Origin of the sequence: Streptomyces auratus (assembly GCF_050433025.1) — a bacterium.
GTDB classification, from domain to species: Bacteria; Actinomycetota; Actinomycetes; order Streptomycetales; family Streptomycetaceae; genus Streptomyces; species Streptomyces sioyaensis.
The window spans coordinates 1,469,203-1,492,290 of sequence record NZ_JBNGCB010000003.1 but is presented as its reverse complement, the minus strand read 5'-3'; the positions used below and the strand labels follow the sequence as shown (position 1 = coordinate 1,492,290).

Annotated in this window: 24 protein-coding genes; 13 read left to right on the top strand and 11 right to left on the bottom strand. The window is 70.0% G+C overall.

Annotation, left to right across the window (positions count from 1 at the left end; genetic code table 11):
- Positions 1-165: 165 nt before the first annotated feature.
- The 6 genes from BKA18_RS26300 (at position 166) to BKA18_RS26275 (ending at position 6,526) form a co-directional block, all read left to right on the top strand.
- Positions 166-660 carry an Lrp/AsnC family transcriptional regulator gene (locus BKA18_RS26300; RefSeq protein ID WP_006602804.1) on the top strand — a complete coding sequence of 165 codons (495 nt, stop codon included), beginning with the start codon at positions 166-168 and terminating at the stop codon, positions 658-660.
- A gap of 2 nt (positions 661-662) precedes the next feature.
- Positions 663-2,024, top strand: coding sequence for an aspartate aminotransferase family protein (locus BKA18_RS26295; protein ID WP_366047366.1), 1,362 nt, complete (start codon positions 663-665; stop codon positions 2,022-2,024).
- Positions 2,025-2,238: 214 nt separating this feature from the next.
- A complete protein-coding gene (locus BKA18_RS26290) occupies positions 2,239-2,979 on the top strand; it encodes an ABC transporter ATP-binding protein (protein WP_366047367.1) in 741 nt (246 codons plus the stop codon).
- On the top strand, positions 2,961-4,133 hold the full coding sequence (locus BKA18_RS26285; protein WP_366047368.1) for a hypothetical protein: 1,173 nt from the start codon (positions 2,961-2,963) through the stop codon (positions 4,131-4,133). Before BKA18_RS26290 ends, BKA18_RS26285 begins: the two co-directional genes overlap by 19 nt.
- Positions 4,134-4,257: 124 nt before the next feature.
- Positions 4,258-5,415 carry an LOG family protein gene (locus BKA18_RS26280; protein ID WP_429638652.1) on the top strand — a complete coding sequence of 386 codons (1,158 nt, stop codon included), beginning with the start codon at positions 4,258-4,260 and terminating at the stop codon, positions 5,413-5,415.
- 181 nt (positions 5,416-5,596) lie between these two features.
- Complete coding sequence (locus BKA18_RS26275) at positions 5,597-6,526, top strand: DMT family protein (RefSeq protein ID WP_366047370.1); 930 nt, start codon at positions 5,597-5,599, stop codon at positions 6,524-6,526.
- 43 nt (positions 6,527-6,569) lie between these two features.
- Here BKA18_RS26275 and BKA18_RS26270 read toward each other — a convergent pair whose 3' ends face one another.
- The 4 genes from BKA18_RS26270 to rlmN form a co-directional block, all read right to left on the bottom strand.
- Positions 6,570-7,646, bottom strand: coding sequence for an ABC transporter ATP-binding protein (locus tag BKA18_RS26270; protein WP_366047371.1), 1,077 nt, complete (start codon positions 7,644-7,646; stop codon positions 6,570-6,572).
- Positions 7,647-9,314, bottom strand: a complete 1,668-nt coding sequence (locus tag BKA18_RS26265) for an ABC transporter permease (RefSeq protein ID WP_366047372.1) — start codon at positions 9,312-9,314, stop codon at positions 7,647-7,649. It lies immediately after the preceding gene.
- A gap of 38 nt (positions 9,315-9,352) precedes the next feature.
- Positions 9,353-10,429: a thiamine ABC transporter substrate-binding protein gene (locus BKA18_RS26260; RefSeq protein ID WP_366047373.1), complete on the bottom strand. Its 1,077-nt coding sequence runs from the start codon at positions 10,427-10,429 to the stop codon at positions 9,353-9,355.
- Between the two features lie 256 nt (positions 10,430-10,685).
- A complete protein-coding gene (rlmN, locus tag BKA18_RS26255; RefSeq protein WP_366047374.1) occupies positions 10,686-11,792 on the bottom strand; it encodes a dual-specificity RNA methyltransferase RlmN in 1,107 nt (368 codons plus the stop codon).
- A 397-nt stretch (positions 11,793-12,189) separates the two neighbouring features.
- On the opposite strand from rlmN, the gene BKA18_RS26250 reads away from it, so the two are divergent.
- From BKA18_RS26250 to BKA18_RS26230, 5 genes are all read left to right on the top strand, one after another.
- Complete coding sequence (locus tag BKA18_RS26250) at positions 12,190-12,411, top strand: CarD family transcriptional regulator (RefSeq protein WP_366047375.1); 222 nt, start codon at positions 12,190-12,192, stop codon at positions 12,409-12,411.
- Positions 12,412-12,459: 48 nt separating this feature from the next.
- Positions 12,460-12,897: a transposase gene (locus tag BKA18_RS26245; protein ID WP_366047376.1), complete on the top strand. Its 438-nt coding sequence runs from the start codon at positions 12,460-12,462 to the stop codon at positions 12,895-12,897.
- On the top strand, positions 12,894-13,208 hold the full coding sequence (locus BKA18_RS26240) for a transcriptional regulator (RefSeq protein WP_366047377.1): 315 nt from the start codon (positions 12,894-12,896) through the stop codon (positions 13,206-13,208). Before BKA18_RS26245 ends, BKA18_RS26240 begins: the two co-directional genes overlap by 4 nt.
- Before the next feature lie 129 nt (positions 13,209-13,337).
- Complete coding sequence (locus tag BKA18_RS26235; protein WP_366047378.1) at positions 13,338-13,796, top strand: hypothetical protein; 459 nt, start codon at positions 13,338-13,340, stop codon at positions 13,794-13,796.
- 303 nt (positions 13,797-14,099) lie between these two features.
- The gene (locus tag BKA18_RS26230) at positions 14,100-14,744 is read left to right on the top strand and encodes a DUF732 domain-containing protein (protein ID WP_366047379.1); all 645 of its coding nucleotides are present in this window, start codon (positions 14,100-14,102) and stop codon (positions 14,742-14,744) included.
- A 266-nt stretch (positions 14,745-15,010) separates the two neighbouring features.
- Here the strand turns inward: BKA18_RS26230 and BKA18_RS26225 are convergent, their stop codons facing one another.
- Both BKA18_RS26225 and BKA18_RS26220 read right to left on the bottom strand, forming a co-directional pair.
- Positions 15,011-15,880, bottom strand: coding sequence for a hypothetical protein (locus BKA18_RS26225; RefSeq protein WP_366047380.1), 870 nt, complete (start codon positions 15,878-15,880; stop codon positions 15,011-15,013).
- 119 nt (positions 15,881-15,999) lie between these two features.
- On the bottom strand, positions 16,000-16,380 hold the full coding sequence (locus BKA18_RS26220; protein WP_366047381.1) for a peptidase inhibitor family I36 protein: 381 nt from the start codon (positions 16,378-16,380) through the stop codon (positions 16,000-16,002).
- Between the two features lie 132 nt (positions 16,381-16,512).
- Between BKA18_RS26220 and BKA18_RS26215 the strand changes: the two genes are divergently transcribed.
- Together BKA18_RS26215 and BKA18_RS26210 are read left to right on the top strand one after the other, a co-directional pair.
- On the top strand, positions 16,513-17,424 hold the full coding sequence (locus BKA18_RS26215) for a MerR family transcriptional regulator (RefSeq protein WP_366047382.1): 912 nt from the start codon (positions 16,513-16,515) through the stop codon (positions 17,422-17,424).
- 119 nt (positions 17,425-17,543) lie between these two features.
- Positions 17,544-17,840: a GYD domain-containing protein gene (locus tag BKA18_RS26210; RefSeq protein WP_366047383.1), complete on the top strand. Its 297-nt coding sequence runs from the start codon at positions 17,544-17,546 to the stop codon at positions 17,838-17,840.
- Positions 17,841-17,972: 132 nt separating this feature from the next.
- Here the strand turns inward: BKA18_RS26210 and BKA18_RS26205 are convergent, their stop codons facing one another.
- The 5 genes from BKA18_RS26205 to pyrH all read right to left on the bottom strand — a co-directional run bounded on the left by BKA18_RS26205 (position 17,973) and on the right by pyrH (position 22,969).
- The gene (locus tag BKA18_RS26205; protein ID WP_366047384.1) at positions 17,973-19,064 is read right to left on the bottom strand and encodes a DUF1152 domain-containing protein; all 1,092 of its coding nucleotides are present in this window, start codon (positions 19,062-19,064) and stop codon (positions 17,973-17,975) included.
- Positions 19,065-19,260: 196 nt separating this feature from the next.
- On the bottom strand, positions 19,261-19,785 hold the full coding sequence (locus BKA18_RS26200) for an RNHCP domain-containing protein (RefSeq protein ID WP_366047385.1): 525 nt from the start codon (positions 19,783-19,785) through the stop codon (positions 19,261-19,263).
- 514 nt (positions 19,786-20,299) lie between these two features.
- Positions 20,300-21,466, bottom strand: a complete 1,167-nt coding sequence (locus BKA18_RS26195) for a phosphatidate cytidylyltransferase (RefSeq protein WP_078568607.1) — start codon at positions 21,464-21,466, stop codon at positions 20,300-20,302.
- On the bottom strand, positions 21,466-22,023 hold the full coding sequence (gene frr, locus BKA18_RS26190) for a ribosome recycling factor (RefSeq protein WP_006602824.1): 558 nt from the start codon (positions 22,021-22,023) through the stop codon (positions 21,466-21,468). Before frr ends, BKA18_RS26195 begins: the two co-directional genes overlap by 1 nt.
- A gap of 175 nt (positions 22,024-22,198) precedes the next feature.
- Positions 22,199-22,969 carry a UMP kinase gene (gene pyrH, locus BKA18_RS26185; RefSeq protein ID WP_006602825.1) on the bottom strand — a complete coding sequence of 257 codons (771 nt, stop codon included), beginning with the start codon at positions 22,967-22,969 and terminating at the stop codon, positions 22,199-22,201.
- Positions 22,970-23,088 lie beyond the last annotated feature (119 nt).

The following is a 23,088-nucleotide window of genomic DNA, read 5'->3' as shown; positions in this document are numbered from 1 at the left end:
GCGCCCCCTTCAGTCAGTTGTCCGGTGATGTGGTTCCACCCTAGCCATGGGACCCACGTTTTCAACACACCCGCCACTCAGTAACAACGGAATCAGTGAAATTTCGATCGCGACACGACTAATTTCATCGATTTGGGGTTGCAAGACAGACGAGGCTCGTGCACAGTGAACGACGTGGCGGCATCTCGAAACAGTCATGACAGAACCGGAACCCCGACGATCGACTCCGTCTCCCTGGCGATCATCGAGCAGCTCCAGGAGGACGGGCGCCGTCCGTACGCCGCGATCGGCAAGGCCGTGGGCCTGTCCGAGGCGGCGGTACGCCAGCGCGTACAGAAACTGCTCGACCAAGGCGTGATGCAGATCGTCGCGGTCACCGACCCCCTCACGGTCGGTTTCCGCCGGCAGGCAATGGTCGGCATCAACGTCGAAGGCGACCTCGACCCCGTGGCCGACGCCCTGACGACCATGGAAGAGGTCGAGTACGTCGTCATGACGGCAGGCTCCTTCGATCTCCTCATCGAGATTGTCTGCGAGGACGACGACCACCTGCTGGAAATGATCAACAAGCGGATCCGCACGCTTCCCGGCGTCCGATCCACCGAGAGCTTCGTTTACCTCAAGCTCCGGAAGCAGACCTACACCTGGGGAACGAGATAGTAATGAGCGGCGACCTCTCCAAGACGGCCTACGACCACCTGTGGATGCACTTCACCCGCATGTCGTCGTACGAGAATGCCCCCGTGCCCACGATCGTGCGCGGTGAGGGCACCCACATCTACGACGACAAGGGCAAGCGCTACATCGACGGCCTCGCCGGCCTCTTCGTGGTCAACGCCGGCCACGGCCGGGTCGAGCTCGCCGAGACCGCCTACAAGCAGGCGCAGGAGCTCGCCTTCTTCCCCGTGTGGTCCTACGCCCACCCCAAGGCCGTCGAGCTCGCCGAGCGCCTGGCCAACGAGGCCCCCGGCGACCTCAACAAGGTCTTCTTCACCACCGGCGGCGGCGAGGCCGTCGAGACCGCGTGGAAGCTGGCCAAGCAGTACTTCAAGCTCGTCGGCAAGCCGATGAAGCACAAGGTGATATCCCGCGCGGTCGCCTACCACGGCACCCCGCAGGGCGCCCTGTCCATCACCGGTCTGCCCGGCCTGAAGGCCCCCTTCGAGCCGCTGGTCCCCGGCGCGCACAAGGTCCCGAACACCAATATCTACCGCGCCCCGATCCACGGCGACGATCCCGAGGCCTTCGGCCGCTGGGCAGCCGACCAGATCGAGCAGCAGATCCTCTTCGAGGGCCCCGAGACCGTCGCCGCGGTCTTCCTGGAGCCGGTGCAGAACGCCGGCGGCTGCTTCCCGCCGCCGCCCGGCTACTTCCAGCGGGTCCGCGAGATCTGCGACCAGTACGACGTGCTGCTCGTCTCCGACGAGGTCATCTGCGCCTTCGGCCGCCTGGGCACCACGTTCGGCTGCGACAAGTTCGGCTACGTCCCGGACATGATCACCTGCGCCAAGGGCATGACCTCGGGCTACTCCCCGATCGGCGCCTGCATCATCTCCGACCGCCTGGCCGAGCCGTTCTACAAGGGCGACAACACCTTCCTGCACGGCTACACCTTCGGCGGCCACCCGGTCTCCGCGGCCGTCGGCGTCGCCAACCTCGACATCTTCGAGCGGGAGGGCCTCAACCAGCACGTCCTCGACAACGAGGCCAACTTCCTCAACACCCTGCAGAAGCTGCACGACCTGCCGATCGTCGGCGACGTCCGCGGCAACGGCTTCTTCTACGGCATCGAGCTCGTCAAGGACAAGGCCACCAAGGAGTCCTTCAACGACGAGGAGACCGAGCGCGTCCTGTACGGCTTCCTCTCCAAGGCGCTGTACGACAACGGTCTCTACTGCCGCGCCGACGACCGTGGCGACCCGGTCATCCAGCTCGCCCCGCCGCTCATCGCCGACCAGCCGGTGTTCGACGAGATCGAGCAGATCCTGCGCACGGTCCTCACCGAGGCGTGGACCAAGCTCTGACCCCCGCGGCACCGCCCGCCGCGCGCCGGGACAACTGAACATCCAGCGGCCCAGATTCGCTCACTTCAAGCCATACGAGTGAATCTGGGCCGTTGTGCTGCCAAGCGACGAATACCGGGGGTCACCAGTACTTACCGTGCTAGAGACCGATACCCTCCATGGTCGTTCACCCGGTCGGGGGAACGATTCGACGCCTACAACAAGAGGTGCGCAGATGGTGGCCCCGCCTGACAACGACGTTCTCTGGGCCCGCGGCCTGCACCACACGCACGGCGGCACCTCCGCCCTCGCCGGAGTCTCCGTCGGCGTCCGCGAAGGCGAGATCCTCGCCGTCACCGGCCCGCGCGGCAGTGGCAAGACCACCCTCCTGAAATGTCTCTCCGGCCAGCTCGTCCCGACCGAGGGCGAGGTCTGGTTCAACAGCTCCCCCGTGCACACCCTGTCCTCCCCCAGCCGTGAGCGGCTGCGCCTGGACCGGTTCGGCTGGATCGACACCGAGCCGCACCTCGTCCACGAGCTCACCGCCTGGGAGAACGCCGCCCTGCCCCTGCTGCTCCGCGGCACCGGCACCCGCTCGGCCAAGCACGCCGCCCTCGAATGGCTCGACCGCCTCGACGTCGGCATGTGCGCCGGCCGCCGCCCCGCCAAGCTCGACCAGTCCCAGCGCCAGCGCGTCGCCATCGCCCGCGCGCTCGCGACCACGCCCCAGGTGCTGTTCGCCGACGAACCGACCGCCCCGCTGCACCGCGCCGACGGCACCCAGGTGCTGCGCACCCTGACCACCGCGGCCCGCTCGCACCAGATCACCGTGGTCCTGGCGACCCATGCCCCGGACGTCGCCACGCTCGCCGACCGGACCCTGGCGCTGCTCGACGGCCGCCCGGCGAGCGCCGCCTCCGCCGCCGGCGGCTCCTCCGATGAGGAAAGCAGGGCAGCGTGCTCGCTCTCCGTCTAGCCCGCGGCTCGCACCCCCTCGTCCTGCTGCGCCGCCTGTCCGTCGCCGCCGCCGCGGCCGGCACCGGGTTCCTGCTGCTCTCCACCGTCGGCCACGCAGCCGGCCACCCGTCCGCGGCCGACGAGTCCCTGGTACGCCTGCTGTGGTGCGCGGCGCCGCTGGCGGCCACCGCCCAGTTCGCGGTGTCCTGCGCCCGTACGGACCCCGCCGCCCGGCTGCAGCGCGGGATGGCCGCGGCCGGCCTGGGCCCGCTGCGCCTCACCCTGCTCGCGACGGCCTCCACCGCACTGACCTGTCTGCTGGGTGTCCTCCTCGCGCTGCTGGCCTTCCTGCGGCTGCGCGGCGACCTGGGCGGCCCGGGCGGCTCCGGCTCGCTCGGCATCGACTCCGCCCTGCTCGGCGCCGGCCATCCGGTGCCGCTCGCCGGCGCCCTCCTGCTGCTGGCGACCGTGCCGGTGACCGCCGCCGTCGCCACCGCCGTCGCCCTGCGGCCCCGCAACGAGAACGGCTCCCGCGAGACCGCGGCCCGCCCCCGGACCGCCCCGCCCTCCGGTCTCCCCTGGGGCATCGCCCTGGCCGCGGCCGGCCTGGCGATCGAGGCGTACACCAGCCCCGGCCCGCACGCCCCCGGCGGGCTGCTGCCGCTGCCCGGCCGGCTGATCGGCAGCCCGCCCGGCGTACTGGCCGGCTGGGCGCTGTCCGCCTTCGGCCTGGTCCTGGCCGGTCCCGGGCTGGTGCATCTGTGCGGCCGGCTGCTCTGCGCCGGGCGGCCGGGCGCGCTGCGCCTGCTGTCCGGGCGGGTGCTCCAGGAGGAGTCGCACCGCCTCGGCCGCCCGCTGGGTGTGCTGTGCGCGGTCGGCTCCGCCGCGTACGCCGCCGTGAAGGTCTACGAGGCCTCGCCCGCCCGGCCGTTCGGACCGCTCACCGCCGTCGGGGCGGCGGTGGTCCTCGCCTGTGTGACCGCCAGCGCGCTCACCGCCGCACTGGAATCCCGCACCGCCCGCGCCCACACCACGGCCGCCCTCCGCCGGCTGGGCGCCTCCGCGTCCGTCCTCCACCGCGCCGCGGCGCTGCGCGGCCTGGCCCTGGTCCTCGTCCTGGCGCCCCTGACGTGGACGGTCGCGGAGATGGCCACCCTTCCCCTGGTGCACTGAGGGGCCGGCCCGCCGGGGCCACAAACGGCTCGGGGCGCCGGGAGCCGGGACCCGCCGCACACACCGCGGCCCGGATCGCCACCTGGCCTCCTGGGCGCGTCACCGCGGTCCTAACATGACGCACGTGCAGCCGAATTCACATGCCTCCGCCGCCCGCCGTCCCCCCGCCCACGACGACAACCACGACCACGAGATCGAGTCCCTGGAGGAGTTCGACCGGGTCGTCGCCGCCGGCAGCCTCGCCGGACACCGCGTCCAGTCGGTCGATCTGACGGACCGTACGTTCGCGCTGCTCAGCACGGACGCCTCGGATTCCGTGTTCCTCGGCTGCGCCATGGAGGAGGACGCCGCGGCCAAGATACGTGCCGGGGGCGCCCTGGTCTTCCCGCCCGTACCGGACCTGCCGTTCGATCCCTACCGGGGCGGGCTCTACGGGCCGGACGAGCTCTTCGCGCAGCTGGTCGATGCCGGCTACGACGCCACCCCGGACGCCCGCACCTACGCCTGGTTCCAGGAGACCAAGGCGGACGGCGACATCTTCGCCTCGATGCTGCGCAGCATCCACGACGACGCCGTCTCCGACGCCCTGGACGAAGACCTCGCCGGTGCCCAGGTGGTGGGCATCATGGGCGGCCACGCCCTGGAGCGCGGCTCCGCGGCCTACGCGGGCGCGGCCCGGCTCGGCCGCCGGCTCGCCCGCACCGGCCTGACCGTGGCGACCGGCGGCGGACCGGGCGCGATGGAGGCGGCGAACCTCGGGGCGTACGCCGCGCCCTTCGAGGACGGCATGCTCGACTCGGCGCTGGAAATCCTCGCCAAGGCACCGCACTTCGCCCCGTCGGTCACCGACTGGGCACGGGCCGCCTTCGAGATACGGCGCAGCTGGCCGGACGGCGGCGCCTCGGTCGGCATCCCCACCTGGTTCTACGGGCATGAGCCGCCGAACGCCTTCGCCTCCCGCATAGCGAAGTACTTCGTCAACGCGGTGCGCGAGGACGGTCTGCTGGCGCGCTCCCGGGCCGGTGTGGTGTTCCTGCCGGGCGCGGCCGGGACCGTACAGGAGATCTTCGACAACGCGACCCCGAACTACTACGGGTCGCGGGGCGAGCCCACCCCCATGGTGCTGGTGAACCGCGCGCACTGGACCGAGAAGCTCCCCGCCTGGCCACTGCTCCAGGCGCTCGCGGCCGGCCGTCCGATGGCGGCTCGGATCGCGCTGGTCGACTCGGTGGACGAGGTCCCGGACACCCTGGCCCGCCTCCGCTCCGCGGCACCGGCCTGATCCGGCCGCGGGGGCTTCCCGCGTCCGCACCGGGCTCCGCCGCCGTTCCCGCAGGACGGCCGTACGGGTGGGTTTGCCCACCCGAGGCAACTCCGGCCCCCGAATGCACGTCTGCCAGTCCGGCAGTGCACAGGCAGTGCGGTGCATCAGCAGGAAAGACAGCGGGCGAACGGAGCTCTTGGTGATCATCGGTCTGCTGACGGCCGTGGCGGCGTCGGCCGGTTACGGCACGGGATCGGTTCTGCAGGCGCTGGGCTCGCGCAAATCCGCCCGCCGGGAGGCGGCCAAGGCCTCCGCGTCCGGTGTCACCCAGCACGGCGGCCCCAGTTTGGCGTCCACCGCAAAGGCGGCCGTGACCTGGGAATTCATGCTGGGAACGGTGCTGGACTTCATAGGGTTCGCTCTCGGCGCGCTGGCGGCCCGGCTGCTGCCGCTGTTCCTTTCGCAGACCGTGATCAGCGCCAACCTCGTGATCACTGCCGTACTGAGCGTCAAGCTCCTCGGCATCCGGCTCAGCCGCGCCGAGTGGACCTCCATCGCCGTGGTGTGTTCGGCGCTGGTGCTGCTGGCCACGGCCGCCGGACCGGAGGGCGACGGCCACACCCCGCTCGCCGCCCACTGGTGGCTGCTCGCCGCCTCCGTCGTGCTCATCGGCGCCGGCACCGTGGTCGTGCGGCTGCTCGGCGCGCGGGCCGCGATCCTCGCGGGGCTCTTCTCCGGCCTGGGCTTCGGTGCACTCGGCATCGGGGTACGGGTGCTGAACGGGATGGCCCCCTTCGATCTGCCGTCCCTCCTCGGCGACCCCGCCCTGTACGCGATCGGCGTCGCCGGTATCGGCGGCATGTATCTGCACACCGTCGCCCTCCAGCTCGGCTCGGTGAACGGCGCCACGGCGGCGCTGGTGGTCGGCGAGACGGTGATCCCCGGCATTCTCGGGGTGCTGTGGCTGGGCGACTCCTCCCGGCCGGGCTTCGCCTGGGTCGCCGTCCTGGGCTTCGTGGTGGCGGTGGCCGGGGCCGTCGCGGTCGCGTGGTTCGGCGAGCCCGACCCGGGGGCGCACGACGACCCGGCACAGGCCGGTGAGCTGCCCGCCGAGGCGGCGGCGCGCTGAGGGCGACCGGCTGCCGAGGGACCGGACGGCGCCCTCCGTACGGTCAGCCCGCCGGCGCCCCGCCGTCCAGCACCACCACATCCGCTGCGGCGAAAGCCAGGCCCACCCGCTCGCCCACCTCGGGCGCGTCCCGCAGGGTGCAGGCCGCCTCGATCTGCGGTCCGGCGGCGGGTTGCAGCAGCAGCGCGACATGGGTGCCGCGGAACGTCCGGGCCGCGACCGTGGCGGGCACGCCGTCCGGGGCCGCCGTCAGCCGCACCCCGGCCGGGCGGACGAGCAGGCGGCAGGGCCCGTCCGTGGTGCCGTCCGGGACCGGCACCTTGCCCCAGGGGGTGGCGGCCGCCTCGCCCTGCACCGTCGCCTCGACCACGTTGTCGAAGCCGAGGAAGCGGGCGACGAACTCCGAGGCGGGCCGCTGCCAGACCTCCAGCGGGGTGCCGCTCTGGGCGATCCGGCCGTCCTGCATCACCACGACCCGGTCGGCGAGCGCGAAGGCCTCGCCCTGATCGTGCGTGACGGCGAGCACGGTCGTGCCCAACTCCCGGAAAAGACGGCGGAGTTCGACGACCAGCCGTTCGCGCAGCCCGCGGTCGAGCTGGCCGAGGGGCTCGTCCAGCATCAGCAGACGGGGGCGCGGGGCCAGCGCGCGGGCCAGCGCGACCCGCTGCTGTTCACCGCCGGACAGCGAGGCCACGGCCCGCCGCTGGGCGCCCGGCAGCCCCACGAGGTCCAGGAGTTCGGTGACCGTACGCTCCCGGTCGGCGCGCGAGGACCCCCGCATCCGCAGCCCGAACGCGACATTGCCCTCGACATCGCGCTGCGGAAAGAGCTGATGGTCCTGGAACATCAGGCCGACCCCGCGCCGGTGCGCGGGCACCCCCCGCTGTTCCCGCCCCTCCAGCAACACCTGCCCGGCGTCGGCGTGCTGGAGACCCGCGACCACCCTGAGCAGGGTGGACTTGCCGCTGCCGCTCGGCCCCAGGACGCAGACGATCTCCTGCGCGGCGACGTCCAGGTCCACCGCGTCGAGCGCAGGGCGCCCGGCCGCGGTGAAGCGGACGGTCACCCCGCCCAGCCGCAGCAGCTTTGGCGCCCGTGTGCTGGTGTCCGCTGCCGTCATCTAGAACTCCCCGGAGTGGTCGACGGGGCGCAGGCGCTCCAGTACCAGCAGGGCGCCGGCACACACCACCATCAAGATGGTCGACAACGCCATCGCCTGCCCGTAGTTGGTCTCCCCCGCCCGCCCCAGCAGGCGGGCCACGGCGACCGGCAGCGTCGGCCGGTCCGGCCGCGCGATGAAGACGGTCGCCCCGAACTCACCGAGCGACACCGCGAAGGCGAAGCCCGCGGCGATCAGCAGCGCCCGCCGCACCAGCGGCAGATCGACCTCGCGCCACACCCGCCAGGGCGACGCGCCGAGCACGGCGGCGGCCTCCCGCAGCCGGGTATCGACCGCCCGCAGCACCGGCAGCATCGTCCGGACCACGAAGGGCACCCCCACCAGCGCCTGGGCGAGCGGGACCAGCCACCACGAGGCACGCAGGTCGAACGGCGGCTTGTCGAGGCTGATCAGAAATCCGAAGCCGACGGTCACCGCGGAGACCCCGAGCGGCAGCATCAGCAGGGCGTCGAAGCCGCGGACGAAACGGCTGATCGCGGGCGTCCGTCCGGACGGGCCCCGGCGCAGCCGCGGCAGGGTCAGTACGGCGGCCGCCAGCCCGCCCACCACCAGAGCGATCACCGTGGCCGCGGCCCCGTAGGCGAGCGAATTCCACAGGGCGTCCAGGGGTGCGACGGCGAAGGTGCTGTCGGCGGCCGCGGCGGACCGCAGCGAGGTGTAGAAGACCGTTCCGTAGCCGTCCGGCCCGGCGAACGACCGCTCCACCAGCACCACCAACGGCACCAGCAGCAGCACGGTGATGACGGCGAGCGTGCCCCACAGCAGCGCCCACTGGCCGCCGCCGCGCGGCCGGTGGGCGGTCTGCGACGCGTCCACCAGCCGCAGCGCGGACTCCCGGCGGCGCACGGCCCAGGCGTGCAGCGCCAGCACGCCCAGGACCGCGGCGAACTGGACGAGGGTGAGCACCGCGGCCGTCGGCAGGTCCAGGAAGTCCGCGGTCTGCCGGTAGATCTCCACCTCCAGCGTGGAGAAGGTGGGCCCGCCCAGAATCTGCACCACGCCGAAGGAGGTGAAGGTGAAGAGGAAGACCATCAGCGCGGCGGCCGCGACGGCCGGGCCCAGCGCGGGCAGCGTCACCCGCCGCCAGGCCGCGAACCGGCCGGCTCCCAGCACCCGCGCCGCCTCTTCCTGCCGCGGATCGAGCTGCCCCCACAGGCCGCCGACGGTGCGCACGACCACGGCGTAGTTGAAGAAGACATGCGCCAGCAGGATCGCCCACACCGAGGTGTCCAGACGCACCCCCCACAGCTCGTCCAGCAGTCCGCCCCGCCCGACGAGCGCCAGGAAGGCGGTGCCGACGACGACGGTCGGCAGCACGAACGGCACCGCCACCACCGCCCGCAGCAGCTGCTTGCCGGGGAAGTCGAAGCGGGCGAAGACATAGGCGCCGGGGAGCGCGATCAGCAGGGTCAGCACGGTCGAGGCGGCCGCCTGCCAGACGGTGAACCACAGCACCTGCACGATGCCCGGCTCGCTCAGCACGGCACCGAACCGGCCGAACTGCCACTGACCGCCGTCCTTCAGCCCCCGCCCGACGATCGCCACGACGGGATAGGCGAAGAACAGCGCGAAGAAGGCGAGCGGCACGGCCATCAGACCGAGCCGCACCGCCGTCCCCTTCGCAGGCCTGCGGCCGCGGGTGCGCCCTACTTCAGAACGAGCGAGGACCACTGCTTGATCCACTGTTCGCGGTTCTTGGTGATCGTCTCCGGAGCCAGCGTCGCCGGCTTGCCGATCTTGGCGCCGTACTTCGTGAACACCTCCGGCACCTTGGCGTCCGCACGGGCCGGGTTGACGAACATCTGCAGCGGCTCGTCCTCCTGGAACTGCCTGCTCAGCAGGAAGTCCAGCAGCGCCTTGCCGCCCTTCTCGTTCTTCGCGCCCTTCAGCAGACCGCCGAATTCGATCTGCCGGAAGCAGGTGCCGGTCGCGACGCCGGTCGGTGCCTCCTTGGGCGCGGGCTTCTTGCCGAGCACCTCGGCCGGCGGGCTGGAGGCGTAGGAGACCACCAGCGGCTTGTCGCCCTTGCCCTTGCTCGCCGCGGACCCCGAGAAGCGCTGGTTGTAGGCCTGCTCCCAGCCGTCGACGACCTCGACGCCATTGGCCTTGAGCTTCTTCCAGTAGTTGCCCCAGCCGTCCTTGCCATAGGCGGCGACGGTGGCGAGCTGGAAGGCAAGCCCCGGCGAGGAGGTCGCCGAGTTCTCCGTGACGAGCAGCCCCTTGTACCGGGGCTTGATCAGATCGTCGAAGGTCTTCGGCGGCGCGATCTTGTGCCGGGCGAAGTAGCCGCGGTCGTAGTTGACGCAGATGTCGCCGTAGTCGAGCGGGGTGACGCGGTGCCGCGCCTTGTCCAGCTGCAGCCCGGCCGGGACGTGCGGGAGCCCCTTGGCCTCGTACGGGATGAAGAGGTCCTCGTCCAGACCGCGCGAGAGCAGGGTGTTGTCGATGCCGAAGAACACATCGCCCTGCGGATCGTCCTTGGACAGGATCGCCTGGTTGACGGCCTTGCCGGCGTCCCCGCCCTTGAGGATCCGGACCTTGTAGCCGCTCTGCTTCTCGAACGCGGTCAGCACGGACTTGGACACGTTGAACGAGTCATGGCTGACCAGCGTGACGGTCTTGGCGTCCGCACTGTCACCCCCCGACGTGCCGCAGGCGGCCAACGCGGTCATGCCCATGGCAGCGGCAAGCGCTGCCGCGGTGATCCTTCTGGTGGTGCTCACTGAATGTCCTCCTGGCTGGCCAGGACGAGACGCGGCCCTGCCCGAAGTCCCCTCCGTACATCCGCGGACATACGGAGGGGACTTCGGGCAGGGCACAACAGCATGAGTGACGACCGAACTTCCTACCCGGCATGACCCGGGCGAGGTTCAAGGGTCTGCGGGCACCGTAGGACTACGGCGCTTCCGCACTCTCAGCGCTGTGGCGCTCCCCTGTCGGAATGTTGCATTTGTTCGATCACACAGTACCAGCGAACGGTCAGCGCTCCGAGGCCGCGAGCTGCCCGCAGGCGCCGTCGATCTCCTGACCGCGGGTGTCGCGGACGGTCACCGGCACCCCGTGCGCCTCGATGGCCCGCACGAACGCCAGCTCGTCCTCGGGACGCGAGGCGGTCCACTTCGACCCGGGGGTCGGGTTCAGCGGAATGAGGTTCACATGGACGCGCTTGCCCTTCAGCAGCCGTCCCAGCAGGTCACCGCGCCACGCCTGATCGTTGATGTCCCGGATCAGCGCATACTCGATCGAAATCCGCCGCCCGGACTTCTCCGCGTACTCCCACGCCGCGTCCAGCACCTCACGCACCTTCCAGCGCGTGTTGACGGGGACGAGCGTGTCCCGCAGCTCATCGTCGGGGGCGTGCAGCGACACGGCCAGCCGGCACTTGAAGCCCTCGTCGGCGAACCGCAGCATCGCCGGCACCAGCCCGACCGTGGACACGGTGATCCCCCGCTGCGACAACCCCAGCCCGTCCGGCTCGGGATCCGTCAGCCGCCGGATCGCCCCGACCACCCGCTTGTAGTTGGCGAGCGGCTCCCCCATCCCCATGAAGACGATGTTGGACAGCCGCGCCGCCCCGCCCGGCACCTCGCCGTCGCGCAGCGCACGCATCCCGTCGACGATCTGGTGCACGATCTCGGCGGTCGACAGATTGCGGTCCAGCCCCGCCTGCCCCGTCGCACAGAACGGACAGTTCATTCCGCAGCCGGCCTGCGAGGAGATGCACATGGTGACCCGGTCGGGATACCGCATCAGCACCGACTCGACGAGCGTCCCGTCATGCAGCCTCCACAGCGTCTTGCGCGTGGTGTCGTCATCGCACGAGATGTGCCGCACGACCTTCATCAGCTCCGGCAGCAGCTCCCCCGCCAACTTCTCCCGGGCCGCCGCCGGGATGTCGGTCCACTGCGCCGGATCATGCGCATAACGGGCAAAATAGTGCTGCGACAACTGCTTGGCACGAAACGGCTTCTCCCCGATCGCGGCCACTGCTTCGCGACGCTCATCAGGACTGAGATCAGCAAGGTGCCGAGGGGGCTTCTTGGCGCCACGGGGCGCGACAAACGTGAGTTCTCCGGGTGCAGGCATGGTTCGTCCAGTGTGGCAGATCGTTTATCGGGGCCCAGGTCGGAGCGGTGAGAGGGCAGTCACCCGCTGTGGCCTTCTGTCATTGGCGGTCTACCTCGCACGGCCCAGGGACGGCCCAGGGACAGCCGGGTTATCGGCTGGGCCTCGGCCTTGGCGGTCGACCGTGACCGCTCCATGAGACCTGACAGTGGCCGGAGGCCTGCGGTGCTTCAAGGGGCGGAGCCTCCCGGGGCGGCGGGTGAAGCGTCCCAAGCCCGCCAAGCCGGTGGTGCGTCCGCAGCTTCGCGGGGCCGGTGGAGGGGACTGAGTGGGCGGTGGCCGCCGGCGGAGATCTCGGCTTGGTTGCGTTAGCCGGCGCGTTAGGGGCAGCTCGCTCACCAGGCGCATACTGCTGGTAATGACAAAGCCTGCCGTAGCCCGGCGCCATCTGCCGTCCAGCCCCTTCAAGCCCCCGGTCACGCGTCCTCCCAAGCAGTTCGCGATAGGCGACCGCGTCACACACGATGAGCACGGCCTCGGCCGGGTGATCCGTATCGAGAATGAGATCGCGGTATTTGTCGACTTCGGTTCGCTGCAGGCACGGATCATGAGTCCGTATGGCAAATTGACCAAGCTCTGAGATCCTCACGACGTTCGGGTCAGCCGCATGCTCGGCCACGATGGCGGGGTGCCCAGCGGAGCACCCACGCTGCGCCGGCGGTTCGCCTGCACGGCTACTTCGTGCAAACGGCGCACGTTCGCCGAACAGATCCCGGGGCTGACCCGCCGATACAGCCGGTGGACCGAACGGCCTCGGTCGGCACTGGCCGAGGTCGGCCTCGCGCTCGCCGGTCGAGCCGGCGCCCGCATCGCAGATGTTTTCGGGATCTCGGTTAGCCGCGGCACCGTGCTGCGCCTGGTCGACGCCCTCCCAGAGCCACAGCCACGGACTCCGCGGGTAGTTGGCGTCGACGAATACGCGATGCGCAAGGGCCGGGTCTACGGGACCGTGCTGGTCGACGTCGAGACCGGCCGACCGGTGGACCTGTTGCCCGACCGTGAATCGGCAACGCTCGCAGCCTGCATCGAACAGGCTCTCCACCGGGACGTACGGGACAGCGCGTGAGCGAAGCACGCTTCGACGAGATCATCCACCCGGCCAACCGACTCCAGATCTGCGCCATACTCGCCGCCGCCGACTCCATGGCCTTCTCGGCCATCCAAGAGACTCTGGGCGTCAGCGACTCCGTACTGAGCAAGCAAGTAAAGATCCTCCAGCGAGCCGGCTACCTCACCGTGGCCAAGAAGACCTCGAACTCCCACTTGCGAACGTGGCTGTCCCTCACCCCCTCAGGCCGCAAGGCGCTGGCAGGGCACCTGGCCGAGCTACGCCGCATTGCAGATCTCGCGGATTCTGCTCCGCGTCACACAGTGTGAGCGCACCACAGAAAGTGATCCAGAACCCGAGAACGGGAGGCACTTCGTGTACCCATCCGCCGGACGGCCAGGGCGAGGAACAGCGGGGGGTGTGACAAGCTGTCAGGCCCGCAGGGCAGACTGTCGCTCATGACAGAAGCCGGGCTCGACGCCGCCGCCCGCTCCCTGCGGGCCTGGCTCAATCGACAGCAGTTCAGTGACCTGTCTACCTCCGAGGTGACCGCGTTCTTCACCGACTCGGTGGCCGACTGGGCGACCGACCAGGGATATGAAGTCCAGCGGGAGGTAAAGCTGCCCACCGCCACTCGGCAGAACCGGACCGGGCGCCTCGACCTGCAACTGCGGCACCGTTCGGGTAAGGGACGGCTGATCAGCATCGAGGTGGATCGGGGTACGAAGGAGTGGTCCCTCGAGAAGCTCGTCCAGGCCGCGGAGCTTGGCCACCTGGCGCTGTGGCTTCGGTGGAGCCGCGCCCCCGTCACTCTGCCGATCCCGCCCACGGTCCGGCTCATCCGGGCTCAGGTACTCAGGCGCACCACGCTCACGCGGGCGAAGGTCCACTCGCTCCGGCCGGACAACTGCGGGTAGCAGGCTGGTTCGCACCCGGCAGCGCCATAGGTGTTGAGGCGGACCGGCCGCGGGCTTCTACCGGCCCCGCGTCAGGGTCACGGGGACCCTCCAGCAAGCCTCGGTGCTGTCGAAACTCGTGAACATTCCGGCCAGCCCGCGACCGCTTACCGTCTCCCGAATCGGTGTCGAAGTGCTGCCCGTTCTTGTGAACAGAGCCACCGGGTCCGTGGTTCTGCAGCTGATTGCAATCTGGGGACACAGGCAGCTGCGGACCGCTACGGTTCGTCGACTGAGAGTTTCAGAAACAGGGGGATGGTGGTTATGCGAGGACGCAACGCGGCCGCCGGCGCGGTTTTGCTCGTCGCCCTGGCAGGGTGCGCCGATGCCTCACCTGAGAAGGAGGCCAAGGCAGCCCCCTCGCCTCGTCCAACCATTGCTGATTACGTCGGCAAGACCAAGAGCGAAGCAGAGGACGACCTGAGCCCGTCGATGACATTACGGGCGTATGAGGACGCGGAGACAAAGGCCGATCGCAGTGACTCCACCTTCGACGCATGGATCATCTGCAAGCAGGATGCGCACGGCGACGGACCCGTAATGTTCTCCGTGGCTGCCACCCGCGCCGCCTGCGGGCTGCCCGCGGCGCCCAAGGACCCTGAGGGCTCGAAGTCTCCGGATCCCTCATCAGATGCCTCAGATGATGTTCCCTCGTCATCGGACAAGGACGAGCAATACGCCGACGCCGTCAAGGTTCGCGCTCCCGAACTCAGGCGGGTGGAGGCTGACGACCTCGGCGTTCAGGGACAGCTCGTTTGCGCCGAGCTGGACGCGGGCGACAGCCCCCGGGAAGTACTCAAGACGATTCGGGCTGCGTACCCCGGAGCGAAGGGCCTGGCCCTCGTTACCGAAGCGCCTCCCGTCTACTGCCCTTCGCACGAGTCCGCCGTGGCCTCAGCCCTGAAGTAGCTGATGGCCCTGCTGGAACCGCTCACGGCCCAGCCACGGCCCACGGCCCGGCAAGAGGCCCCCTACCGGCAGCAAAACCGCTGGTAGGGGGCTTCTCGTCACCCTCAGAGTCAGAGTTCTCCGGGTGCAGGCATGGTGGATCCAGTGTGGCAGATCGTTTACGGGCGCCCAGGTCGGAGCGGTGAGGGAACCGTCACCCGCTGTGGCCTTCTGTCACTGACGGCCGGCCTCGCACGGCCCGGGGACGGCGGGACGTGGCCCCTGCCTCAGTCGCCCGCACGCTTCAGGACGCGGCGGGCGGCTGCCAGCCAGCGGTCCTTGCGGGCCTTCGCCTCACGCAGGCGGTCGGAGTTCTGCTGGATCAGGCGGTGTTGGACGCGGGTCTCGGCCGCTGCCCATACCGTCACCAGCTTCGCCGACTTCTGGCAGGCCACGTCTCTGCGGGCGGTGGCGCGTTCGGCCGCTGTGGGCTCGGTCGTCTCCCAGCGCCCGCTGCCGGCGGCGGCAAAGGGGTCCGCGTAGTCGAAGGCCGCCTTCGCCATGCAAACGTGCCATGCGCGCAGGGCCTCGCGTACTTCGGGTGTCCGCCGGGAGGTCTCCAGACCGGTGCCGGTCAGCTGGTTGAAGGCGTGGTAGTCGGGTGGAGGGGTGTCGCCGACGAGTCGATGCCGGGCTGCCTTGAGGCAGCCGCCCTTGCCGGAGGTCCCGTAGGCCGCGCGCCGCACCTCGGCGGGGAGAGCCTCGCGCTCGTCCCAGGCCCGGTTGCGCCGCACCACCGACGGCGGGTCGGGGCGCGGGTGGTATCCGTAGCGGACAGCTTCCGACTCGTCGGCTCCGTATCGTCGGAGGTTCGGCGGCTCGGTGTCCTGGGCGTCCACCGAGGGCAGGGTCTTCCACTCCATGCCCAGGTCGTTCATGCACCGGCGCATGAGGAGGTCCTGTGCGTCCTCCACGACGTGGGTCTCGGCCACGGTCGATGCATAGGCGTCCAGTGGCAGCCGGAGCTGCACGGCCTGCCGGGACACCGGCGGTGGGTGCGAGTCGGGCGTGGACGCGTGCTCCGCGGCGGTGCAGGCGGTGGTGGCCAGGAGCAGCAGGGCGAGCGCGGTGGCGGCCCAGGCGCGGGAGGGCGACATGGTTGCCTCTCGTCGTGCGGTGCGCGGTGCGCGTTGAGCGGGGTGCGGAGGGGGGCGGGGTGCGGCCCCCCGTAGCCGCACCCCGCCCGTCAGCAGTTCATAGCCGACGGAACCCGCTCTCAGCTGAACTTGATGGAGCTCGTCGCGTCGCTCATGCCGGCGTGGTCGCCGAAGTGGGGCTCCTTCTCGCCCGGTGCCAGGGAGAAGCGGGCGCCCTCGTAGTTCTTGTGCTGGTAGAAGGTGACCGTGCGGTTGCCCTTGTTCCTGGCGGAGCTGATGGTGTCGTTCCAGCCGTCCTTCTTCAGGTCTCGCATGTTCTCGGTGAAGGTCGTGTTCCGGTTCTTGTACTCGGCGTCCTGGAAGACCTGGACCTTCCGCTTCGCGGCGGCCGCCTGGTCGGCGGCGACCGAGGCGTGAGAGTCGGCGAAGGCCGGCAGCGCGGCACCGAGCGAGAGTGCGGTCGCGGCGGCAGCCGCAGTGACGAGGTGACGAATACGCATGAGGTGTTCCCCTCTGGTCGGTTCTCAGGTGAGGCACGTGAGATGGGTGAGGTGTTGGCCGGTTCTGGTTGCTCGTGCCCGACCGGCACTTCGTACGCTAAGAGCTCCCGTGCGCTGGAGGTTCAAGTAGCTGTGAGCGAGGTCACATGGACCATTGGGCAGCTGGCGGCCCACACCGGGCTGCCGGTGAAGACGGTCCGGTACTACTCCGACGTCGGCCTGTTGCCCGTCGCTGAGCGAAGCGCCGGGGGCCACCGCCGCTACCGGCCGGAGGCGCTGGAACAACTGCGCCTGGTCCAGCGGCTGCGCGCGCTGGACACCCCGATCTCCACCCTCACCGCGCTGGCATCCGGCGAACGCAGCCTCGGCGACCTCATCGCCGACGAGATGGGCCTTGTGCGGAGCCGATTAACCGAACTCCACTGGCGCCAGGCCACCTTGGAGGCACTGGACAACTGCTCCGCACAGGAGCGGCTCCGCCGTTTGGAGGTGTTGTCCCGGGTTCAGCGTCTGCCGGAAGCCCAGGACCGGCTCGCAGGCGCATGGGGGCAGACCATTCCCGCCTCCGTGCCGGCGCGCCTTGCCGATGCCATCACCGCGCAGGCCGTTCCGGAACCTCCCCGGAACCCCACCGCGGAAGTGGTCCTGGCCTACGCCGAACTGCACACACTCACCCGGCACCAGGACTTCCCCGTCTACTGGGCCTGCCCCAACGTGCGCGACAAGGCGTCGCTGTACTCAGAACTCCTCGACACCTCCGAGCTCGCCGCCGACACAGTCGCCGACGGCCTGCCTCCCCAGCCCGGAGAGGCCCTGGACCACTTCTCCCGAGCCTGCGCCCGCTCCCGTGGCGAGGAAGACTCACCCGGATTCCGCACCTTCATCGGTGCGCATCTGTACGGCACCATCCCCCTCTTTCGCCGTTACTGGCACCACGTCGCCACGATCTCGGCCGCTCAGCGACCCAACCTGGGGATCACGCATTGCTGGCTGGTCGAAGCCCTCACTTCGCGGCAACAAGCCGCGCCGGCACCGGCGCGATAGCGCCGCGCAGGCGCCGTCGGTCACTCGCATTACTCGTTCGGGTGGGCACCTCATGCAGGCTTCCGTCCTGAGGCCCAGGATTGGCCTCACGCTGTGTTTCCTCGTGAAGGTGGAAGAACATGCCCACGTACATCGCGTTGCTGAACTGGACCGATCAAGGGATCCGAAACTACAAGGAGACCGCGAAGCGCGCCGAGGCCTTCGGCGCAGCGGCACAGAAGCTCGGGGCGAAGCTCCTGAACCTCTACTGGACCGTCGGTCCACATGACCTCGTGGCCGTCGTCGAGGCGCCGGACGATGAAACCGTCACCGCGACCCTCCTGCAACTCGGCGGAGTGGGCAACGTCCGTAGCACGACCCTGCGGGCCTTCGGTCGCGAGGAGATGGATCGCATCATCACCAAGGCTGCCGGCTGACGACCTCCACACGCTGCGAGCGGGTCGCCATGCCGGTCGGTGACCGGCCGGCGTGGTCGCACTTGCGCAGGAGAGATTCTGCATGCCGTGCCGCTGCCCAGCGAGCCGTGAACCCGCAGCGAAACGTGTTGCTCAAGCTCCGGACACGAGGCACCACAGCGGCGCCTCGTACTGCCCCGGGCGGCTGCTGAGCAGCAGCGCCCTGAGGTCCTGGCGCTGGTGGGCGCCGAGCCCGAACGCCTCGGTGAGCCGACGGAACGTCGTGTGCGTGATTCCGCGGCTCCGGGCACCGGCCTCGAAGTCGTCGAGCTGGTGGAGTACGGCTTCCGGGTCGAGCTTCCGGGCGGGTTGGCTTCCCGGCCGAGCCTCGTGGCGCTCGTAGTCGATCTCTGAGAATCCGCAGATTTCGCGGCTGTACTGCTCGACCTTGTGGAGGTTCTCCGTGGCGAGGACGGCTCGGGCGAGTCGGTTGCGGTGGAGGGCTTCGTCGAGATCTGCCTCGTACACGACGGAGCCGTCGTCGGTGAGCGGGACCGGTGGGCCGGCGTCCCGCACTTCGCACAGGCCGCGGGCGCCGCGTGCCGTGGCGGCCAGCATCGCCGTGGCCTCGGAGGGGTGCCACTCCAGGACCGAGCTGACCGGGTGCGTGTGCTCGGCGGTGAGCGTCAGGGCAGCGGGGCCGAGGCGGTCGCGGAGGGTGTCGGCGGGGAGTTCGCCGTCGAGGCCGGGACCGGCGATCAGGAGCCGTACGGGGTAGTTGAGTTCGCAGCATGCCGCGAGCGTGAGGGCGTCGGCGAGGGGGCTGCGGAGGGTGGGCTCGTCGCCCCGGGCGAGGATGTCTCCGCCCACGTCCAGGAGGTCGACCGTGTCCGGCTCCAAGTGCTGTACGAGCTCTTCGAGTTGGCGGATGATTCCCTCGGCGCCGTGGTGCGGGTCGGTGAGCGCGAAGGTCTGCGGGAGCTCTGCCGCCAGTCGGGGAAGTGTCGAACCCGCGGGGGCGATCGGGGTCGCGTCGGCGGGGACGGTCCGGACGCTGCGGGTGAGGGGACGGAGGCCGGTGAAGTTGGCCGGTCCTCTGGGGCCGGGAACGGGGTCGACCAGGAGGCGGTCCCATGCGTAGGTGAGCACTACTGCCGGAGATTCGTCGCCGTGGAGGGCGGCGTCCAGCATCGCTGCGGCAACGGCGTCGCCGCCTCCTCCTGCTGCCACGATCAGGCGCGTCACATGCGCCAGCGTACGCGTCGGCCACCTGCAGCGGCCACAGCGCAACGCGCACCCCAGCGGGGAAAAGTTGCTGGTGGGGAGCCTCCGGCCGCCCGTCATCCGCAGGGATTCAGTTCTCCGGAGCGACGGTTGGCCGTCGCGTTCGGCAGGCGGACGGCCCCCGCCGGGGCGGGGGCCGCGAGGCGTCAGATGAGCCTCAGGGCCGGGCGGACCGGCCTGCTTCGCGCCGGCTGAGCCCCGTACGCAGCACGGCGAGGACCTGGTCGAGGTCGTCGCCCTGGCGGGGATCGTCGGCCATGCGGTTGCGACGGCGGACGCCGCAGCCGGTGCAGCGGTGAACGATCATGTAGCCCTTGGCGGAGTGGTGGTCGACGGCCACCGGGCGCATCAGCGCCCGGCAGTCGCTGGCACGGTCTCCGGGCCTGACGTCCACATGACGTGAGTGCAGGCACCGCGGGCAGTGGTTGCGGTAGCTCCCGTTGACCAGGGGCGCGACCTCTTCGCCGCAGTTGCTACAGGTGAAGCCGGTGTTCTCGGTGGTTCTGCTGATGCTGCTGCTCCTCGGCGAGTCGAAGGGATCTTCAACTCGGAGGCGCAGGGTTCCGTTGGCTCTCCCCCTGTTCAGGGGTCTCAGGCTCGGCCGGCGAGGGACGCGGTTCACCGCCCGCTTCTCGGGCGGGCGATTACTTCCGGCTCCAGCTTCATCAGGGCGTGCTCGCATCCCCGAATCCGGACCACGACCGGGTTTGTCGGTTTGTCCCGGTCACTGTCACGCGGGCCTCCCCACGTGCCGCCGGTAGGTGTCGGTCCGGCCTCACTGACGTCGGCGCCGTCCCCTGTCAGGCAGCACCGGCAGCGGCATAGCGCTTCTTGATCACGCCACCTCCTTGTCCGTGTCACGGAGTGTTCCGAAGGCCGCCGGAACGGCTTCGGAGGGTGATGTCCACTGTAGGACGCCCAGGGCCGAGCGCGGCATCCCTTTTCCCCTGAGCCAGGGCCGGCGGCGCGGCCGGGCACCCCCGCACTCCCTTCCACCTGGCCCTCGATCCAGGTGACCGAGCGCCGCCGTATGCCCGCCGCCCTGCAGACATACGAAGACGGGCCCCTACTTGGCGCGGGGGGCCCTCACGAACATCACGAAGCCCGTGCTCCGCAACAGTCCATGCCGCACAAAGGAAAGCGGGGAGCAGAGACGGAAAGTCCGCCTCCGCTCCCCGCTACGGGAATCCGTGCCGTCAGCCGGCCCCCACAAAGATCACGAACAGCAGCCACACGACGGGCGCGGTCGGCAGCAGGGAGTCCAGACGGTCCATGATGCCGCCGTGGCCGGGGAGCAGGGTGCCCATGTCCTTGATGCCGAGATCGCGCTTGATCATGGATTCACCGAGGTCACCGAGGGTGGCGCTGGCCGCGACCGCGAAGCCGAGCAGCAGGCCCTGCCACCAGGCGCCGTGCGCGATCAGGAATTCCATGCACAGCGCGCCGGCCACCATCGCGAAGAGCACCGCGCCGACGAGTCCCTCGCGGGTCTTGCCGGGGCTGATGCGCGGTGCGAGCTTGTGCTTGCCGAAGCGCCAGCCGACCGCGTACGCACCGGTGTCGCTGACGACCGTCAGCAGCAGGAAGGTCAGCACCCGCTGCGCCCCGTCGGCCTCGGCCGCGAGCATCAGCGCCACGAACGTCGCGAGGAACGGCACGTAGAACGCTGCGAAGACACCGGCGGTGACGTCCCGCAGATAGTTCTCGGGCGCCTCGGTCATCCGCCAGACAAGGACGGCGAGCGCGGTGAGCGCCATCGCCACCCAGGCGCCCTCGGCGCCGCGGACGTATCCGGCGACCACCATGGCGGTGCCGCCGACCGCGAGCGGCACCAGCGGCACCTTGATGTCCTTGCGCTCGGCCAGCCGCGAGGTCAGCTCCCACAGGCCCACGACGACAGCGATCGCTATCACGCCGATGAAGACAGGCTTGTAGACGAAGAGCGACGCAACGATGATCACGCCGAGGCCGATGCCGACCCCTATGGCGGCACGGAGGTTGCGGCCCGCGCTCTTCTTCTTCGGCTTCTCTGAGTCCGGCGAGCTGTCGGACCCGGAACGAGAGGTGGGCATGGGCTCCTGCGGCTTTTCGTCGCGGAACAGGGGGCCGCTCAGGCGAGCAGCCCCCCGGTCGTCCAGGTGATCCCGGTTTTCCCGGATGTCCCGATGTTCCCGGTCGTCGTCCTGGTGTCCGCCTGGCCCGGGTACGAAGGGCATGGGCCGAGTCTGCGCCGCGTCGCCCCAGTCGTACACGGGACCCGCCGGGACGGGGGGCGCCACCCCGCGAAGCGAGGAGGCCGGTCCGTGGTCGGGCGGTCCCCATTGACCGGCGCCGGGCGGGGCCCCCCAGGAAGACTCGTTCATCAGACCTCGAGGAGCTCGGATTCCTTGTGCTTGAGGAGCTCGTCCACCTGCGCGACGTACTTCGCGGTGGTGTCGTCGAGCTCCTTCTCGGCGCGGCGCACCTCGTCCTCGCCGGACTCCTTGTCCTTGACGAGCTTGTCGAGGGTCTCCTTGGCCTTGCGGCGCACGCTGCGGATCGAGATCTTCGCGTCCTCGCCCTTGTTCTTCGCGACCTTGATGAACTCCTTGCGGCGCTCCTCGGTCAGCTCCGGGAAGGTCACCCGGATGATGTTGCCGTCGTTGCTCGGGTTGACGCCGAGGTCGGAGTCGCGGATGGCCTGCTCGATGTTGCGCAGCGCGCTCTTGTCGAACGGGGTCACCACGGCCATCCGCGGCTCGGGCACCGAGAACGACGCCAGCTGGTTGATCGGCGTCATGGCGCCGTAGTAGTCCGCCACGATCTTGTTGAACATCGCCGGGTGCGCACGCCCGGTGCGAATCGCGGCGAAGTCCTCCTTGGCGACCACGACGGCCTTCTCCATCTTCTCCTCGGCCTCGAGGAGGATCTCTTCGATCACCACTTGCTCCTGGTCTTTTCGGTAAGAAGCAGAGCCTCGCCCCTGCCGCACGTCTTCTCCTGCACGGTGTCCGACCGGCAGGCAGTTGTCCATCCCCGTACCGGGGTCTGCCCCCGGCCGGGAGTTGCCGCCCGTACAGGCCGATGCCCGTACGGAACCACGGCAGTTGGGGCCGTCAGGCCCGAGTGCCCTGATCGCTGACGAGCGTGCCGATCTTCTCACCCTTCACCGCGCGCGCGATGTTGCCCTCGGCGAGCAGTTCGAACACGAGGATCGGGAGCTTGTTGTCCCGGCACAGGGTGATGGCGGTGGCGTCAGCGATCTTCAGGTCGCGGGTGATGACCTCGCCGTATTCGAGCGCGTCGAACTTGACCGCGTCCGGGTTCTTCTTGGGGTCGGAGTCGTAGACCCCGTCCACCCCGTTCTTGCCCATCAGCATGGCCTCGGCGTCGATCTCCAGGGCACGCTGGGCGGCGGTGGTGTCGGTGGAGAAGTACGGCATGCCCATGCCCGCGCCGAAGATGACGACCCGGCCCTTCTCCAGGTGGCGCACCGCGCGCAGCGGGATGTACGGCTCGGCGACCTGGCCCATGGTGATGGCCGTCTGGACGCGGGAGTCGATGCCCTCCTTCTCCAGGAAGTCCTGGAGCGCCAGACAGTTCATGACCGTGCCGAGCATGCCCATGTAGTCGGAGCGCGCCCGGTCCATACCGCGCTGCTGGAGTTCTGCGCCGCGGAAGAAGTTGCCGCCGCCGATCACGACGGCGATCTCGTAACCGTCGCGCACCACAGCGGCGATCTCGCGGGCCATCGCGTGCACGACGTCGGGGTCGACGCCCAGGCCGCCGCCGCCGGCGAACGCTTCGCCCGACAGCTTCAGCAGGAAGCGTCGCCTGCCGCCGTGACCGGCATGGACTGTGTGCGCGCCGTCGGCACCGTGAATCATTGAGCTCTCCTCGTGCACATACGAAGAAGGCCATTGCCGTGGGTCTGGTCCAGATCCCTGTGCGGCAATGGCCTCCTCGTCACATCTGCGGCCGGCCGTTGAGCGGCCGACTGCGTACG

Bases quoted from the DNA above. Each gene is read 5' to 3' on its own strand.
- rlmN (WP_366047374.1), bottom strand. From the start codon at position 11,792: ATGCCTGCACCCGGAGAACTCACGTTTGTCGCGCCCCGTGGCGCCAAG.
- BKA18_RS26235 (WP_366047378.1), top strand. From the start codon at position 13,338: ATGACAGAAGCCGGGCTCGACGCCGCCGCCCGCTCCCTGCGGGCCTGG.
- BKA18_RS26220 (WP_366047381.1), bottom strand. From the start codon at position 16,380: ATGCGTATTCGTCACCTCGTCACTGCGGCTGCCGCCGCGACCGCACTC.
- BKA18_RS26225 (WP_366047380.1), bottom strand. From the start codon at position 15,880: ATGTCGCCCTCCCGCGCCTGGGCCGCCACCGCGCTCGCCCTGCTGCTC.
- BKA18_RS26210 (WP_366047383.1), top strand. From the start codon at position 17,544: ATGCCCACGTACATCGCGTTGCTGAACTGGACCGATCAAGGGATCCGA.
- BKA18_RS26200 (WP_366047385.1), bottom strand. From the start codon at position 19,785: ATGCGAGCACGCCCTGATGAAGCTGGAGCCGGAAGTAATCGCCCGCCC.
- BKA18_RS26250 (WP_366047375.1), top strand. From the start codon at position 12,190: ATGACAAAGCCTGCCGTAGCCCGGCGCCATCTGCCGTCCAGCCCCTTC.
- BKA18_RS26290 (WP_366047367.1), top strand. From the start codon at position 2,239: ATGGTGGCCCCGCCTGACAACGACGTTCTCTGGGCCCGCGGCCTGCAC.
- pyrH (WP_006602825.1), bottom strand. From the start codon at position 22,969: ATGATTCACGGTGCCGACGGCGCGCACACAGTCCATGCCGGTCACGGC.
- BKA18_RS26230 (WP_366047379.1), top strand. From the start codon at position 14,100: ATGCGAGGACGCAACGCGGCCGCCGGCGCGGTTTTGCTCGTCGCCCTG.
- BKA18_RS26270 (WP_366047371.1), bottom strand. From the start codon at position 7,646: ATGACGGCAGCGGACACCAGCACACGGGCGCCAAAGCTGCTGCGGCTG.
- BKA18_RS26195 (WP_078568607.1), bottom strand. From the start codon at position 21,466: ATGAACGAGTCTTCCTGGGGGGCCCCGCCCGGCGCCGGTCAATGGGGA.
- BKA18_RS26295 (WP_366047366.1), top strand. From the start codon at position 663: ATGAGCGGCGACCTCTCCAAGACGGCCTACGACCACCTGTGGATGCAC.